This window comes from Bradyrhizobium jicamae (assembly GCF_001440395.1).
GTDB classification, from domain to species: domain Bacteria; phylum Pseudomonadota; class Alphaproteobacteria; order Rhizobiales; family Xanthobacteraceae; genus Bradyrhizobium; species Bradyrhizobium jicamae.
In genome coordinates, this window is the sequence record NZ_LLXZ01000011.1 from 36,347 (window position 1) to 49,950 (window position 13,604).

Below are 13,604 nucleotides of genomic sequence, written 5' to 3' on the forward strand. Positions count from 1 at the left end.
TCGTCTTGCCGACCTGCTATCGCGGCACGTTCAATCCCGCCAGCATCTCCTTCACCGCGGTCATGGCGGCGTTGAGCTTTTCGGGATCGCGGGAGCGGACCACGAGATTGGTGTTCGGCTTCTTGTCCTCGTCCATGAACGGATAGCTGCCGATGATGGTGTCGGGATGGGCGTTGGCGATGTCCCGCAGCGGCCCGCCGATATCGCCTTCGCGCGCATTGGCCCGGACCGAATCCGACAGCATCCGCACGCCCGACTTCAGCTTGGGCGCGACGATGTCCATCATCGCCTGCATGATCGAGGGGATGCCGGCCATGACGATGACGTTGCCGAGCTTGAAGCCGGGCGCGAGGATGGTCGCGCTCTGGATCAGTTCGGCGCCGTCGGGCACGCGGGCCATGCGCAGCCGGGCCTCGTTCAGGTCCTGCTCGCTCCAGCGCTCGCGAAAGCGCGCCACGACTTCCGGGTGATGGTCGATCGCGACGCCGAACGCCTTGGCGACGCTGTCTGCGGTGATGTCGTCATGGGTCGGCCCGATGCCGCCGGTGGTGAAGACATAGGTGTAGCGATTTCGCAGTGCATCAATAGCCGAGACGATATCGGCCTCGTCGTCGGCGACGACGCGGACCTCCCTGAGGTCGATGCCGATATTGGTCAGATACTCGGCGATGAAGCCGATATTCTTGTCCTTGGTCCGGCCGGACAGGATCTCGTCGCCGATGACCAGAATTCCCGCCGTGACGATCTCGCTCATGACTTCCCCTCACCTGTCCCCGTACTTTGCGCAAGCAACGCATTGAAGTCACGAGGCTTTGCTGCCGAAATAAGCACCCGGCCGCCTTTTTTTAGGGCAGCGTGGCCGGCTACCCACACGAAATGCCGCAAGCCAATGCATATCGCGCTGGCCCGAGCCTTGCTACCATCCCGTGAAGTCATGCACTGTGCCGCATGGCTTTGCGAGATAGTCAGGATTTATGGCAGTTGCCTTTGATGAAATGAACGGGCCCGGCGGCGACCTCCGCCCGGCCTATCGGGAGCTCTCCCGCTGGCTGAAGGAGACGCCTCCGGACGCCCTGGAATATCGCCGTCAGGAGGCGGAACTCCTGTTCCGCCGGATCGGCATCACCTTCGCCGTCTATGGCGACGCCGAAGCCCAGGAACGGCTGATCCCCTTCGACGTGATCCCCCGGATCATGTCGGCCAAGGAATGGACCACGCTGGAAAAGGGCCTGAAGCAGCGGGTCCGCGCACTCAACATGTTTCTGCGCGACATCTATCACGGCCGCGACATCCTGCGCGCCAACCTCATTCCCGATGACCTGATCTTCCAGAACCCGGTCTTCCGGCCCGAGATGAACGGCCAGAGCGTCCCCCACGACGTCTATGTCCACATCGCCGGCATCGACATCGTCCGGGTCGACGCCGACAATTTCATCGTGCTGGAGGACAATGCGCGCACGCCCTCGGGCGTCTCCTACATGCTGGAAAACCGCGAAATCATGATGCGGCTGTTTCCGGACCTGTTCGCCCGCCACCGCGTGGCACCGGTGGAGCGCTATCCTGATGAATTGCTGTCGGCATTGCGGTCGGTTGCGCCGCTCTCCGCTTCCGCCGAGCCGACGGTCGCGCTGATGACGCCCGGCGTCTACAATTCCGCCTATTACGAGCACTCGTTCCTCGCCGACAAGCTCGGCATCGAGCTGGTCGAGGGCCGCGACCTCATCGTCAAGAACGATGAGGTGTTCATGCGGACCACCGAGGGGCTGAAGCGCGTCGACGTGATCTACCGCCGCGTCGACGACGATTTCCTCGACCCCTTGACCTTCCGCCCGGATTCGGCGCTCGGCGTGCCCGGGCTGATGTCGGCCTATGCCGCCGGCAACGTCACGCTGGCGAACGCGGTCGGCACCGGCATTGCCGACGACAAGGCGATCTATTCCTACATGCCGGAGATCGTGAAATTCTATCTCGGCGAAGAGCCGATCCTGAAGAACGTGCCGACCTGGCGTTGCCGCGAGCCGAAGGACCTCGCCTACGTGCTCGACAATCTCGGCGACCTCGTGGTGAAGGAAGTGCACGGCTCCGGCGGCTATGGCATGCTGATCGGCCCCGCCGCCACCAAGGCGACGATCGAGGCGTTCCGCGACAAGCTCAAGCGCGAGCCGGAGGGCTTTATTGCCCAGCCGACGCTGGCGCTGTCGACCTGCCCGACCTGCACTGCCTCCGGTCTTGCACCCCGCCACGTCGACTTGCGGCCGTTCGTGCTGACGGGCAGCAAGCACGTCACCATCGTGCCCGGTGGATTGACGCGGGTAGCGCTGAAGGAAGGCTCGCTGGTAGTCAATTCGAGCCAGGGCGGCGGCACCAAGGACACCTGGATACTGGACGAATAGAGAGCGAAATTTTCGTATGCTGTCGCGCACCGCCGAAAACCTGTACTGGCTGGCCCGCTATGTCGAGCGCGCCGAATATATCGCGCGCACCATCGACGCCACCTTGCGCGTCACCGCGCTTCCCGCCGCCTATATCGGCAAGACCAATGAGTGGGAATCGGCGCTGCTGACGGCCGGCGTCAGCACCAGCTTCTACGAGACCTATCAGGAAGCCACCGAGCAGAACGTCGTCGAGTATCTGGCGTTCTCGCCGGCCAATCCCTCCTCGATCAAGAACTGCATCGAAGCGGCCCGGCTCAATTCGCGCTCGGTGCGCACGGCGCTGACCAGCGAGATGTGGGACACCATCAATTCGGCCTGGATCGAATTGCAGGAAGTCTGGGGCAAGGGCACCTCCAGCCGCGAGGAACTGGCGCGGTTTCTCCGCTTCGTGCAGGAGACCTCGCTGCGATTCGACGGCTCCGCCTACCGGACCATGCTACGCAACGACGCCTACTGGTTCTCCCGCCTCGGGCTGCACCTGGAGCGCGCCGACAACACCGCCCGCATTCTCGACGTGAAGTATCACGTGCTGCTGCCCGAGGAGGAGCATGTCGGTGGTCCGCTCGATTACTACCAGTGGACCTCGATCCTCCGCTCGGTGTCGGCGCTGACGGCCTATCACTGGGTCTATCGCGAGACCTTGAAACCGTGGCTGATCGCCGACCTCCTGATCCTCAACGACACGCTGCCGCGGTCGCTGGCGAGCTGCTACAGCAATCTGGTGCGCAATCTCGACCAGATCGGCGTCGCCTATGGCCGCCAGGGCGCCTCCCAGCGCCATGCCCGCGGGGTGCGAAACCGGCTTGAACACAGCCATATGGACGATATCTTCCAGCACGGCGTCCATGAATTCATCCAGGAATTCATCGCGGACAATTCAAGGCTGGGCGAGATCATCACCAGGCAGTATTTGATTTGATCGAGCGCTGTCATTCCGGGATGGCGTGCAAGCGCCAGACCCGGAATCTCGAGATTCCGGGTTCGATGCTTCGCATCGCCCCGGAATGACGGCGCGAAAGAAGAGACACCCAATGCGCCTGCGAATTGCCCATACCACGAGCTATCGCTACGAGCCCCCGGCCTCGGGCGTGATCCAGATCCTGCGCATGACGCCCGGCAGCCATGACGGGCAATATGTCGCCGAATGGCAGATCGACGTCTCGACCGATTCCCGCCTCGACACCCATCAGGACGCGTTCGGCAACGTCACCCATGTATTGACTCACGGCCCGATCGCCGACCTGTCTATTCATGTCGAAGGGCTGATCGAGACCCACGACACCGGCGGCGTGCTGCGCGGCACCGACGAACGCTTTCCGCCGAGCCTGTTCCTGCGCTCCACCGCGCTGACCGAAGTCAACCCGGCGATGGCGACGTTCGCCCGCGAAATGCGCTCGGAATCCGACGGCGACGTGCTCGGCTTCCTGCATGCGCTGATGGTGCAGATCAACGAGCACATGATCTTCGACGAAGACCCGACCAACTCGGGCACCTCGGCGGCGGAAGCCTTCGCGCTCAAGCGCGGCGTCTGCCAGGACTATGCGCACATCTTCATCGCCTGCGCCCGCTCCGGCGGCGTTCCGGCGCGCTTCGTCTCCGGACACTTCCTGCGCTCCGACGGCACCACTCATCAGCAGGCCGGCCACGCCTGGGCAGAGGCCTATGTGCCGGATCTTGGCTGGGTCGGCTTCGATGCCGCCAACGGCATCTGCACCACCGATGCCCACGCCCGCGTCGCCATCGGGCTCGACTATCTCGGCGCCGCCCCAGTGCGCGGCACGCGTTATGGCGGCGGCGCGGAGACGCTGACGGTGGCGGTGAAAGTCGAACAAGCGGGACGTCCCGGCCAGTGGCAGAGCCAGTCGCAGTAGCATTCAGCCGGCATTGCGACGAGCCTGGGTGGGCAAAGGCGCATCGCGCCGTGCCCACCATCCATCTACGATCGTGATGCCAGATGGTGGGCACGCTCCGCTTTGCCCACCCTACGGCCGTCACTTGTCCAACCACACGTCCTCGAACCGCAGATTGTTGTACTGGCTGTTGTCGTGCGGCTGGAAGTTCTTCACATGGGGCTGCCAGCAATTGGCGGCCGACGAGTGCAGGATGATCGGCCGCGCCGCGTCCTCGACCAGCAGCCGCTCGATCTCCCAGACGATCTTCTTCCGCTTCTCCCGATCGAGCTCGCTCGATTGCGCCGCCAGCAGCCGGTCGACCTCGGGGTTGCAATACTGGGTGTAGTTGCGCTCCGACTTGCAGGAATAGTTCTCGACGATGTTGCCGTCGGGATCATCGACGCTGACGCCGGTGACGTTCAGCCCGATCGTGTAATCCTTTTTCGCCAGCCGCGCGTACCAGCGCGGCGTGTCGAGAATGTCGAGTTCGCTCGTGATGTAGATCTTCTTGAGCTGGTCGGTCAGGATCACGGCGGGGTCGCGATAGGTCGGCAGGTTCCTGGTCTGGATTTTGATCTGCAGCGGCTTTGCATCGCTATAGCCGAGCTTCTGCATGATCGCCTGCGCCTCGGCGATGTTCTTCTCGGCGTTAGGACCATAGCCCGTGAGCGACGATACCATGTCCGGCGGCATGCCCCACTCGCCCTCTGGCTTGGCCAGCATGGCCCCGCCCATGCGCGCCAACCCTTCCATCAGGATGGTGTTGAAGGGTTTGCGGTCCAGCGCCAGCGACATCGCCTTGCGGATATCCGTATTGTCGAACGGCGGGTTGACGCGGTTGACCATCAGATTGATTTGCGTCCCCGTCGTCGTCATCTCGCAGATCGCGTTCGGCGCGCGCGCCTTGACATCCTTCATCAGGGGAACGCTGACGTCGGAGGGAAAGGTGATGTCGTATTCGCCGGTGGCAAAGGCCAGCATCCGCGTCGCGCGGCTGTCGATCATCCGGAACGTGATCTCGTCCAGATAGGGACGGTCCTTCTTCCAGTAGTCGGGATTGCGCACCAGGCGCACCGACTCGCCCCGCTTGAACTCGACGAATTTGAACGGCCCGGTGCCGACCGGTTTGGTGCGCATGGCCTGCTGCGGCACGTGGCAGGGATAAACCGGCGAAAACGCGCTCGCCAGCAGCACCGGCAGGCTCGGTTGCGGCTCGCTCAGCTCGAAGGTCGCCTCATAATCGCCGTTGATGGAGACGTCCTGCAGCTTCGTGTACCAGACCTTGCGCGGATTGCGCTTGAAGTCCTGGGTCTCGGTCTTGCCGATCAGCATCCGCCAGGTGCATTGCACGTCCTTGGCCGTGAACGGCTGGCCGTCGTGCCATTTCACGCCCTGCCGGAGCTTGAACGTCAGCCTGGTGTTGGTTGAATCCCACGACCAGCTTTCGGCGAGATCCGGAATGACGGTGTCGATGCTCTCGTGCACCTTGGCCGGATCGAACACCACGAGATTGTTGAAGATCGCCGCGAACGGCGTCACCGAGGCAATCGTCGCTTCCTCATGCAGCGAGGTCGAGGGCGGATTGTCGTTGTGATAGAGCCGGAGCGTGCCGCCTTTTTTCTGCGCCGCGGCAGGGCTTGCGGCAATCAGTGCAATGCAAAAAAGCGACGCCAACGCAGCATGTGACTTGCCCGGCAGTTTTCTGACGCGCACGACGGCCTCCCCATGTATTTTCTTTTTCATTAGAATGACGAGAGATCGAAGCGTAACGCAGAGGACAGGCCATGTCAGCAGGCGACAAGATCTTCGCGGGTTCGATCCCGGAAAACTATGACCGCTACATGGTTCCCTTGATCTTCGAGAGCTACGCCCGGGATATTGCGCAAAAGGCTGCGGCACTTTCACCCAAGGCCGTGCTGGAAATCGCGGCCGGCAGCGGCGTGGTGACACGCGCACTGGCGCCCGGACTTTCTTCCGATGCCCGTTACGTCGTGACCGACCTCAATCAACCGATGCTTGATTATGCCGCCACGCGGCAAAATGCCGACGATCGCATCAGCTGGCGCACAGCGGATGCACAGGCACTGCCGTTCGAAGATGCCACCTTCGATCTGGTTTGCTGCCAGTTTGGCGGGATGTTCTTTCCCGATCGCCCGTCGGCCTATCGTGAGGCCAGGCGCGTGCTCAAGCCGGGCGGAACTTTCCTGTTCAACGCATGGGACCGCATCGAGGAGAACGTGTTCGCGGACGACGTGACCAACGCGCTCGCGGAATTCTTTGCAAACGATCCGCCGCGCTTTCTGGCGCGCACGCCGCACGGCTATCACGACGTCGCGTTGATCCGCAGCGATCTGGCCAAAGCAGGCTTTTCGAACGTGACCATCGAAACCAGGGCGGAGGAGAGCCGCGGACCCTCGCCCCGTCATATCGCGACCGCCTATTGCCAGGGAACGCCGCTACGCAACGAGATTGAGGCGCGTGCCGCCGACAAGCTCGAGGCCGCCACCGACCACGCCGCAGCCGCCATCGCGCGCAAGCATGGAAACGGCGAAGTTGCCGCCAAGATCCAGGCGCATGTCGTTCTGGCGCGGGCCTGATCCCGGTTTGAGCTCCGGGATGGGTCCAGGCGGCGGTAAGCCTCCGGCACAAGCCGCTACGCCGCCCAGCGGAGCAGGTTCGTGCCGCCCGGAGCATGCCGCGCCAAGGGGAATTGGGGTTGGATGGCCCCCCGAAATTGGCTACTAGTTTGGCCGCCGAAAAACGGACGCGTCGGGGACTTTGAATGACCTATTGCTGCGGAATTCTGGTGCGGGACGGCTTGGTCATGATCGCGGATACCCGCACCAATGCCGGCCTCGACAACGTCTCGACCTTCCGCAAGCTGCATATTTTCTCGAAGCCCGGCGAGCGCATCATGGCGATTGCCAGCGCCGGCAATCTGGCGATCAGCCAGTCGGTGCTGTCGACCCTGACCGAGGGCATCGAGGACCCCAACACCGGCGAGGTCGAGACACTGATGAACGCGCCGACCATGTTCCAGGCGGCCCAGCGCATCGGGCGGGCGATCCGCCAGGTCCATGCCACCGAGGGCCCGGCGCTGCGGTCCGAAGACGTCTCTTTCGATGTCTCCTTCCTGTTCGGCGGGCAGATCAAGGGCTCGCGGATGCGGCTGTTCATGGTCTACACCGCCGGCAATTTCATCGAATGCACCACCGACACGCCCTATTTGCAGATCGGCGAGCACAAATACGGCAAGCCGGTGCTCGACCGAGCGATGCATTACGACGTCGAATTGTATGAGGCGCTGAAGACCGGCCTGATCTCGATGGATTCGACCATGCGCTCCAATCTCGGCGTCGGCCTGCCGATCGACGTGCTGGTGGTGCGCACGGATGCCTGCGAGGCCGATCTCAACCACCGCATCGAGGCCGGCGAGCCCTATTTCCACGACCTGCGCGCGCGCTGGTCGGCGGCGCTACGCGCGGCACACCAGAATATTCCAAGACCACCCTACAAATCCGAAACAGAAGCAAAGAAGTAAAGGCGAGGAAAACAATGGCCGACGCAACCAACAAGATCGCGCTCGTTACCGGTGCAGGCACCGGCGTCGGACGCGCCGCATCGCTGGCGCTGATGAATGCCGGCTACACCGTGGTGCTGGCCGGGCGCCGCATGGAGATGCTGGAGGAGACCAAGAAGCTCGGCGACAATGTCGGCAAGAGCATGTGCGTTTCCGCCGATATGACCAAGCCGGAGTCGATCGCGGCCTTGTTCGCCAAGGTGAAGGATACCTACGGCCGGCTCGACGTTCTCTTCAACAATGCCGGCATGGGCGCGCCACCGGTCAATTTCGAAGACCTCAGCCTCGAGCAGTGGCAGGCGGTGGTGAACACCAACCTCACCGGCCCATTCCTGTGCACGCAGCACGCCTTCCGCATCATGAAGGACCAGACCCCGCGCGGCGGCCGCATCATCAACAACGGCTCGATCTCGGCGCACGCCCCGCGGCCGTTCTCGTCGGCCTATACCTCGACCAAGCACGCGATCACCGGCCTGACCAAGGCGAGCAATCTCGACGGCCGCATGTATGATATCGCAGTCGGCCAGGTCGACATCGGCAATGCCGCCACCCCGATGACCGATCGCATGGTCGCCGGCCCCGGCGTGATGCAGCCCGATGGCACGATGAAGCATGAGCCGCGCATGGATGCTAAGGCAGTCGGCGATGCGGTGGCCTACATGGCGGGCCTGCCGCTCGATGCCAACGTGCTGTTCATGACGGTCATGGCGACCAAGATGCCGTTCGTCGGACGGGGCTAGCGCCACTCTGACGTCGTCCCCGCGAAAGCGGGGACCCATACTCCGCAGCGCTCGTTGGGTTACGAGGTCTCTACCGTTCGTGTGCACATGATGGGCTCACGCGGTATGGGTCCCTGCGTTCGCAGGGACGACATGCTGAGACATCGTAGCCCCTACTCCAACCGCTCCACCTTCCGCAGCGACGGAAACAGCTTCATCCACAACAGCGCGATCGCGATGGTGCCGACGCCGCCGAGCACGGCCGCCGGCACGGTGCCGAACAGCGCCGCGGTGACGCCGCTTTCGAACTGGCCAAGCTGGTTCGAAGCGTTGATGAAGAGAAAATTCACCGCGCCGACACGACCACGCATCTCATCGGGCGTCGCGAGCTGCACCAGCGAGAAGCGGATCACCACGCTGATCGTGTCGGCGGCGCCCAACAGCGCCAGCGCCAGTACCGACAGCCACATCCATTGCGACAGCGCGAACACGATGGTCGCCGCGCCGAACACGATCACGGCCTGGAACATCCGCAATCCCACATGGCGATTGATGGTGTGACGCGCGAGATAAGCGGTCATCAACAGCGCGCCGACCGCGGGCGCGGCGCGCAGGACGCCGAGGCCAAGCGGACCGGTCTGCAGGATGTCGCGGGCATAGATCGGCAGCAGCGCCGTGACGCCGCCGAGCAGCACGGCAAACAGGTCGAGTGAGATGGTGCCTAGGATCGCCGGATTGTTGCGGATGAAGCGAACACCGGCATACACATCGTCTGCGACCGTCGCCTCTTTCGAAAGCTCCTGCTTCTCCGTGTGGATGAAGCCGGTGAGAACCGCGCCCGCCAGCCAGAACACGACGATGACGAGATACGGCAGGCTCGGCGCAAAGACGTAGATGAGACCGCCAAGTGCGGGACCGGTGATGGTCGCGATCTGCGCGGCGCCCGAGGAAATCGCGGTCGCACGCTGCAGCGAGCCTCTGGGCGCAATCAGCGGCAGCAGCGCGGCCGTCGCCGGGCTCTCGAAGGCGCCGGCGATGCCGATCACGAAGGTGGCAATGAAGATCTGCACCTCGTCGAGCCAGCCGGCAAAGGTCGAGACCGCCAGGAACAGCGCGGTCACCGCTTCCGCAATCTGGCAAAGCTGCACCACGCGCTTGCGCTCGAACCGGTCGGCGGCGTGCCCCGCCACGAAAACCAATAGCGCCGTCGGCAGGAATTGCACCAGCCCGACCATGCCGAGCTGGAAGGCGCTGCCGGTGAGGTCGTAGATCTGCCAGCCGATCGCGACCGCCGCGATCTGGCTGGCGAAGCGCGACAGGCTGCGCGAAAGCAGAAAATACAGAAACGGGGCGTGCCTGAGCAGTTCGCGGGCGCCCACCGGTATCGTCGAGGACATGGGCGAGACGGGTGACCGAGCGCGGCGCCGATGTCAACGGGCAGGCCCGCAACACGGCATTGCGCGGCCACGCGGCGCTGGCATAATCGCGCGCCGGGGCTTCGGGGGATTCATGCTGCAACTGCAATCAGCGTTTGGCGTGCTGGCGCTGCTGGCAATCGCATGGGCGCTCAGCGAGAACCGCCGCGCGGTCTCGTTGCGGCAAATGGCGGTTGGCCTTGCCGTCACCATCGTCACCGCACTGGTGCTGCTCAAGCTGCCGCCGGTGGCAAAAGCGTTCGGCGCCATCAACGACGCCGTCAACACGATCTCGGCGGCGACGCGCGCCGGCACTTCCTTCGTGTTCGGCTATCTCGGGGGCGGCCCCCTTCCCTTCGATCTCAAGGCCCCGGGCGCGGATTTCATCCTGGCTTTTCAGGCGCTGCCGATCGTACTCGTCATGAGCGTTCTGACCACGCTGCTGTTCTACTGGCGCCTGCTGCCCCCGGTCGTTCGCGGCATGGCCTGGTTGCTGGAGCGTACGCTCGGCGTCGGCGGCGCGGTGGGCCTGTCGACCGCGGCCAACATCTTTCTCGGCATGGTCGAGGCGCCCTTGTTCATTCGCCCCTATCTGGCGCAACTCACGCGCAGCGAGTTGTTCCTGGTGATGACCGGTGGCATGGCGGGCATCGCCGGCACGGTCCTGGTGCTGTACGCGACCTTCCTCGCCCCGCTGATTCCGGATGCGGCGGCGCATTTCGTCATTGCGTCGGTGCTCGGCGCGCCGGCTGCGATCCTGATCAGCCTGATCATGGTGCCGGAGACGTCGGACAAGCGCACCGGGGGATCATTGGAAGATCCTGACATGCAGGTCTCGAGCACCATGGATGCGATCGTCAAGGGCACCACGGCGGGGCTCGAGCTTTTGCTCAACATCGTCGCCATGCTGCTGGTGCTGGTGGCGCTGGTCTATCTCGCCAACGCGATTTTGGGGCTGCTGCCCGAGATTGGCGGCGCCAAAATCTCGCTGCAGCGGCTGCTCGGCTACCTGATGGCGCCCGTTTGCTGGCTGATGGGCCTGCCCTGGCCGCAAGCCGTCACGGCCGGAAGCCTGATGGGCATCAAGACTATCCTCAACGAGCTGATCGCCTATGTCGAACTGTCGAAGCTCGGCGCTGACGCGCTCGATCCGCGCTCGCGGCTGATCATGCTCTACGCGATGTGCGGCTTTGCCAACTTCGCCAGCCTCGGCATCATGATCGGCGGCCTCGGCACCATGGCGCCGGAGCGGCGCGAGGAGATCAATGCGCTCGGGCTGAAGTCGATCGTATCAGGCACGTTGGCGACGTGTTTGATGGGCGCGGTGGTGGGGGTGTTGACGTAGGTTCGTCATTGCCAGCGACAAACGCGAAGCGTTTGCGCAAGGGAGCGAAGCGACGAAGCAATCCATCTATCCCGGACTGAGGAATGGATTGCTTCGCTTCGCTCGCAATGACGGCGAGCCTTACGATGCCAATTCCACCGTCTTGAAATCCGCCGGCAAAATCACTTCCAGCAGTTCGACGTCGTCCGAATAATCCATGATCAGGTGCTTGATGCGTGGTGGCTGGGTCCAGGCGCTGCCCGCTTGCATCAGCGTCTCGCCCTGCCCTTCCATGTAGGTCTTCACCCAGCCCTTGAGCACATAAACCATCTGGAATTCGACGTCGTGGTAATGCAGCTTTGAAACTTCCGCCGGATTGCAGGGCCCCTGCAGGCGGATCACATGCGCCTGCGCCAGGCCGTGGGTCGCATCCTTGATGCCGAGGTCGCGGTACTTGGCGTAGGTGCGCAGGCCGTCGGCCTTGAAATCCTCTTCGCGGTGATGGCTGATGGCGATGGTCTGCTTCGGCCGCGCCTTTTTGGCCGGCTTGGCCTTCGACACACGCCCCTTGGATTTGAGGGCCTTGCGGGCTCTGGATTTGGCGGCTGTCTTGTGGCCCGACCATTTCTTCTTCACGGCAGGCTGCGCCGCGGGACGTGACGTCACTTTCTTCTTGGCCATGGGAGCCTCCCTTTTTTGTTTATGCAAAGAGGCTAACACGAATTCAATTTTGTAGGGTGGGCAAAGCGAAGCGTGCCCACCACCACTAGCAGAGTGTCAGATGGTGGGCACGGCGCAAGCGCCTTTGCCCGCCCTACAGCATCTCAATCAATGCAGCCTGAAAACCCCGTCCACCGCGCGCAACTCGGCCGGCTTGATCAGCCTGGAATGCGCAACCGTCACGGAAAATAGCGGGCCATCGAGCTTTTCCTGCCAGAAGGCGAGGAAATCCTTCAGCGCCGGGAATTTCGGAAACAGATCGTAGTTCTGCCAGACATAGGTCTGCAGCAACGAGGGGTGATCCGGCATCCGATAAAGAATTTGCGCCGTCGTCAGCCCGTAACCCAGCACCTGCTTCCGGAAGTCGTCGGAAGCAACTCCAACCCGCGACACCATGCCAAACCTCCATTGCTGGAAGCGCATTTCACGTGGTGGCCACACACCGAGCCACCCCGGCGGAGATGCGCTCACATGAGAGAAATGTGACGCACGAGACCAACCCATCACAAGTCTAAATGTTTAATGAACTGTTGAAAATTCACGCGTTAGCAGCAGCTTACCGCACGTGCTAATACGGGGTCCCGGAGTACGTCCGCCCCGGTTAATCATGACTAACGAAATTGGCAGGCGTCATATTTGAGTGCCAATTTTTCTGCTAGAAGCCCTTGTCCCCCGAAGAATACTGGCCTAAATCAGCCGCAGCCGAGTTAGCACTCGCTGGCTCGGACTGCCAAAATTGCCAATTCTGATAACATCTTCAGAAACTTAGGAGGACTGCATGAAATTCCGTCCGCTTCACGACCGCGTCGTGGTCAAGCGCATCGACGCCGAAGAGAAGACCGCTGGCGGCATCATCATTCCGGACAGTGCCAAGGAAAAGCCCTCCCAGGGCGAAGTCGTCGCCGTTGGCCCGGGTGGCCGTGACGAAGCCGGCAAGCTGATCCCGATCGACCTCAAGGTTGGCGACCGCGTCCTGTTCGGCAAGTGGTCGGGCACCGAGGTCAAGATCGACGGTGAAGATCTCCTGATCATGAAGGAGTCCGACGTCATGGGCGTGCTCGACGTCCCCGCCTCCAAGAAGAAGGCCGCCTAAGCCCTTCGCCTGCCACGCTCACCCTGAGGAGCGCCCGCGAGGCGCCTCCCCGACAGGGTGAGAAACAAAGATCAACTCAGGGAAACCAAATATGTCAGCCAAAGAAGTCAAATTCGGCGTTGATGCCCGCGACCGCATGCTGCGCGGCGTCGACATTCTCGCCAATGCCGTGAAGGTCACGCTCGGTCCGAAGGGCCGCAACGTCGTGCTCGACAAGTCGTTCGGCGCTCCCCGCATCACCAAGGACGGCGTCACCGTCGCCAAGGAGATCGAGCTCGACGACAAGTTCGAGAACATGGGCGCGCAGATGGTGCGCGAAGTCGCCTCCAAGTCCGCGGACGCTGCCGGCGACGGCACCACCACCGCAACCGTTCTGGCGGCTGCGATCGTCCGTGAAGGCGCCAAGTCGGTTGCCGCCGGCATGAA

Annotated in this window: 14 protein-coding genes; 9 read left to right on the forward strand and 5 right to left on the reverse strand. The window is 62.9% G+C overall.

Annotated features, from left to right (window positions below; genetic code table 11):
- Positions 1–16: 16 nt before the first annotated feature.
- Positions 17–754, reverse strand: coding sequence for a competence/damage-inducible protein A (locus tag CQ12_RS02380; protein ID WP_057833761.1), 738 nt, complete (start codon positions 752–754; stop codon positions 17–19).
- Between the two features lie 220 nt (positions 755–974).
- Here CQ12_RS02380 and CQ12_RS02385 point away from each other — a divergent pair, with 220 nt between their 5' ends.
- The 3 genes from CQ12_RS02385 (at position 975) to CQ12_RS02395 (ending at position 4,306) form a co-directional block, all read left to right on the forward strand.
- Positions 975–2,393 carry a circularly permuted type 2 ATP-grasp protein gene (locus tag CQ12_RS02385; protein ID WP_057833762.1) on the forward strand — a complete coding sequence of 473 codons (1,419 nt, stop codon included), beginning with the start codon at positions 975–977 and terminating at the stop codon, positions 2,391–2,393.
- 16 nt (positions 2,394–2,409) lie between these two features.
- Positions 2,410–3,354 carry an alpha-E domain-containing protein gene (locus tag CQ12_RS02390; RefSeq protein ID WP_057833763.1) on the forward strand — a complete coding sequence of 315 codons (945 nt, stop codon included), beginning with the start codon at positions 2,410–2,412 and terminating at the stop codon, positions 3,352–3,354.
- A 112-nt stretch (positions 3,355–3,466) separates the two neighbouring features.
- The gene (locus tag CQ12_RS02395; RefSeq protein WP_057833764.1) at positions 3,467–4,306 is read left to right on the forward strand and encodes a transglutaminase family protein; all 840 of its coding nucleotides are present in this window, start codon (positions 3,467–3,469) and stop codon (positions 4,304–4,306) included.
- A gap of 120 nt (positions 4,307–4,426) precedes the next feature.
- On the opposite strand, the gene CQ12_RS02400 is transcribed toward CQ12_RS02395, so the two are convergent.
- The gene (locus CQ12_RS02400) at positions 4,427–6,040 is read right to left on the reverse strand and encodes an ABC transporter substrate-binding protein (RefSeq protein ID WP_245309698.1); all 1,614 of its coding nucleotides are present in this window, start codon (positions 6,038–6,040) and stop codon (positions 4,427–4,429) included.
- Between the two features lie 71 nt (positions 6,041–6,111).
- Here CQ12_RS02400 and CQ12_RS02405 point away from each other — a divergent pair, with 71 nt between their 5' ends.
- From CQ12_RS02405 to CQ12_RS02415, 3 genes are all read left to right on the forward strand, one after another.
- Positions 6,112–6,924, forward strand: coding sequence for a class I SAM-dependent methyltransferase (locus CQ12_RS02405; protein ID WP_057833766.1), 813 nt, complete (start codon positions 6,112–6,114; stop codon positions 6,922–6,924).
- 185 nt (positions 6,925–7,109) lie between these two features.
- Entirely contained in the window at positions 7,110–7,868 is a 759-nt protein-coding gene (locus CQ12_RS02410; RefSeq protein WP_057833767.1) for a proteasome-type protease, read from the forward strand.
- A 14-nt stretch (positions 7,869–7,882) separates the two neighbouring features.
- Positions 7,883–8,647 carry an SDR family oxidoreductase gene (locus tag CQ12_RS02415; protein WP_057833768.1) on the forward strand — a complete coding sequence of 255 codons (765 nt, stop codon included), beginning with the start codon at positions 7,883–7,885 and terminating at the stop codon, positions 8,645–8,647.
- 152 nt (positions 8,648–8,799) lie between these two features.
- Here CQ12_RS02415 and CQ12_RS02420 read toward each other — a convergent pair whose 3' ends face one another.
- Positions 8,800–10,023 (reverse strand): MFS transporter, encoded by a 1,224-nt coding sequence (locus CQ12_RS02420; RefSeq protein WP_057833769.1) that lies wholly within the window; start codon positions 10,021–10,023, stop codon positions 8,800–8,802.
- Between the two features lie 112 nt (positions 10,024–10,135).
- On the opposite strand from CQ12_RS02420, the gene CQ12_RS02425 reads away from it, so the two are divergent.
- Positions 10,136–11,386: a NupC/NupG family nucleoside CNT transporter gene (locus CQ12_RS02425; protein WP_057833770.1), complete on the forward strand. Its 1,251-nt coding sequence runs from the start codon at positions 10,136–10,138 to the stop codon at positions 11,384–11,386.
- Between the two features lie 120 nt (positions 11,387–11,506).
- On the opposite strand, the gene CQ12_RS02430 is transcribed toward CQ12_RS02425, so the two are convergent.
- Together CQ12_RS02430 and CQ12_RS02435 are read right to left on the reverse strand one after the other, a co-directional pair.
- The gene (locus CQ12_RS02430; RefSeq protein WP_057833771.1) at positions 11,507–12,046 is read right to left on the reverse strand and encodes a cupin domain-containing protein; all 540 of its coding nucleotides are present in this window, start codon (positions 12,044–12,046) and stop codon (positions 11,507–11,509) included.
- A 147-nt stretch (positions 12,047–12,193) separates the two neighbouring features.
- Positions 12,194–12,481, reverse strand: a complete 288-nt coding sequence (locus CQ12_RS02435) for an usg protein (protein WP_057833772.1) — start codon at positions 12,479–12,481, stop codon at positions 12,194–12,196.
- 382 nt (positions 12,482–12,863) lie between these two features.
- Here CQ12_RS02435 and CQ12_RS02440 point away from each other — a divergent pair, with 382 nt between their 5' ends.
- Together CQ12_RS02440 and CQ12_RS02445 are read left to right on the forward strand one after the other, a co-directional pair.
- On the forward strand, positions 12,864–13,178 hold the full coding sequence (locus CQ12_RS02440) for a co-chaperone GroES (RefSeq protein ID WP_057833773.1): 315 nt from the start codon (positions 12,864–12,866) through the stop codon (positions 13,176–13,178).
- Between the two features lie 91 nt (positions 13,179–13,269).
- Positions 13,270–13,604, forward strand: a 335-nt coding sequence (locus tag CQ12_RS02445; protein WP_283807342.1) for a TCP-1/cpn60 chaperonin family protein, incomplete at its 3' end; no start/stop codon positions are given.

Excerpts from the sequence above, each read along its gene's own strand:
- CQ12_RS02395 (WP_057833764.1), top strand. The coding sequence starts at position 3,467 with ATGCGCCTGCGAATTGCCCATACCACGAGCTATCGCTACGAGCCCCCG.
- CQ12_RS02390 (WP_057833763.1), top strand. The coding sequence starts at position 2,410 with ATGCTGTCGCGCACCGCCGAAAACCTGTACTGGCTGGCCCGCTATGTC.
- CQ12_RS02385 (WP_057833762.1), top strand. The coding sequence starts at position 975 with ATGGCAGTTGCCTTTGATGAAATGAACGGGCCCGGCGGCGACCTCCGC.
- CQ12_RS02440 (WP_057833773.1), top strand. The coding sequence starts at position 12,864 with ATGAAATTCCGTCCGCTTCACGACCGCGTCGTGGTCAAGCGCATCGAC.
- CQ12_RS02380 (WP_057833761.1), bottom strand. The coding sequence starts at position 754 with ATGAGCGAGATCGTCACGGCGGGAATTCTGGTCATCGGCGACGAGATC.
- CQ12_RS02425 (WP_057833770.1), top strand. The coding sequence starts at position 10,136 with ATGCTGCAACTGCAATCAGCGTTTGGCGTGCTGGCGCTGCTGGCAATC.
- CQ12_RS02415 (WP_057833768.1), top strand. The coding sequence starts at position 7,883 with ATGGCCGACGCAACCAACAAGATCGCGCTCGTTACCGGTGCAGGCACC.
- CQ12_RS02430 (WP_057833771.1), bottom strand. The coding sequence starts at position 12,046 with ATGGCCAAGAAGAAAGTGACGTCACGTCCCGCGGCGCAGCCTGCCGTG.
- CQ12_RS02405 (WP_057833766.1), top strand. The coding sequence starts at position 6,112 with ATGTCAGCAGGCGACAAGATCTTCGCGGGTTCGATCCCGGAAAACTAT.
- CQ12_RS02435 (WP_057833772.1), bottom strand. The coding sequence starts at position 12,481 with ATGGTGTCGCGGGTTGGAGTTGCTTCCGACGACTTCCGGAAGCAGGTG.
- CQ12_RS02420 (WP_057833769.1), bottom strand. The coding sequence starts at position 10,023 with ATGTCCTCGACGATACCGGTGGGCGCCCGCGAACTGCTCAGGCACGCC.
- CQ12_RS02410 (WP_057833767.1), top strand. The coding sequence starts at position 7,110 with ATGACCTATTGCTGCGGAATTCTGGTGCGGGACGGCTTGGTCATGATC.